This is a genomic window from Metabacillus niabensis, assembly GCF_902829255.1.
Taxonomy (GTDB): Bacteria; Bacillota; Bacilli; order Bacillales; family Bacillaceae; genus Metabacillus; species Metabacillus niabensis.
In genome coordinates, this window is the sequence record NZ_CADEPK010000159.1 from 1 (window position 1) to 1,234 (window position 1,234).

Here is a 1,234-nt window from a genome sequence, read left to right on the forward strand (position 1 = left end):
GGGTGTAACATTTGAAAAATAATGTTGTTCCAATTGATGAGCAAGTTTCAAAGTTACTCGAGAAAAGTTTGCAAGCAAATGCTGCGACCTTAAGTCATAGTGGTAATTCCGATGTAGATATTACAATTCATGTAGATACAAAGCCGATTGCCTTTGCGATGTTATACTCATTATTAGCAACGAAGCAGCTTTCCAATGAAGAATTTGAAAAAGCTGTTAGAAGATTAGATTCATTGAAAGGTAATTACGAGAAACCTAGAAGTAAGAGGAATTATAGTACTCCTAAATTATATGAAGGAAGAAAAGGAAGATAATCTAGTTATCTTCCTTTACTTTATTTATTTCTAAAGTAAGTTTCATAGGTTTATTAATAAAATTGCCAATATACTAATCTCATATTGATGTAGAAGGATATAAATGGTAATTTAATGATAATAGTATAATATTTTTTGATTTAAAGGATGGTTGAAATGGATTCAGAAATTAGTGCACCGCAGAAAAAATTATCTAAAAATGCAATTAAAGTATGGATGATAAGTGATTTAATTTCAGATTTAATTGGCTTTATTGTACTAACAGTTTTATTTTACCTCGATTATCATTTTTCTTGGCTAGAGTGGATTGGTTGGATATTAATCGGACTTGCCGTACTAGCAGTGTTATCACCGATTTGGTCGATAATGAGGCCATTTCTTCTTTATAAAAATTGGCGTTATGATGTGGACGAAGAGTTTTTAAAGTTAAAATTTGGGGCAATATTTGAGGAGCATCATCTCGTTCCAATGACAAAAATACAAGCTGTTTCAACAAGCCAAGGTCCGATTTATCGAAAATATCGGTTGTTTTCCGTTAAAATAGAAACGATGGGGTCCACTCATACTATTCCTGCGCTTTCAGAAGAAATAGCAACAGAATTACGCAATAAAATTGCTTATTATGCAAAAATAAAGGAAGTAGAATAGTATGAAAGCAAAGCGATATCATTTTTGTTTAGTCATTTTCGAATTATGGAAATTGTTACGAAATACTTTTTTTATTGGATTTTACCTTTATGTTATTAAATATGGTGAGGAATCCGATTTATTTAAATATGGTAGAATGGCCTTTGTTGCTTTGATATTTATTGCTGTCATCTATATTTTATTAAAGTGGATGACACATAAATATGAGCTTGACAATCACTCATTTCATATACATAAAGGAGTTTTTGTTAAATCAAAACAAACAGTACCTT

Annotated in this window: 2 protein-coding genes and 1 pseudogene; all 3 read left to right on the top strand. The window is 30.6% G+C overall.

Going from position 1 to position 1,234, the window contains the following annotated elements:
* Positions 1–11: 11 nt before the first annotated feature.
* Entirely contained in the window at positions 12–314 is a 303-nt protein-coding gene (locus HU235_RS12090; protein ID WP_174880368.1) for a hypothetical protein, read from the top strand.
* A 156-nt stretch (positions 315–470) separates the two neighbouring features.
* Positions 471–962 carry a PH domain-containing protein gene (locus HU235_RS12095; RefSeq protein ID WP_174880369.1) on the top strand — a complete coding sequence of 164 codons (492 nt, stop codon included), beginning with the start codon at positions 471–473 and terminating at the stop codon, positions 960–962.
* A gap of 1 nt (position 963) precedes the next feature.
* Positions 964–1,234 (top strand): annotated as a pseudogene (locus HU235_RS12100) (PH domain-containing protein); the annotation flags it as partial.

What these genes read in the sequence shown, in the direction of transcription:
- HU235_RS12095 (WP_174880369.1), top strand. Translation starts at nt 471, where the DNA reads ATGGATTCAGAAATTAGTGCACCGCAGAAAAAATTATCTAAAAATGCA.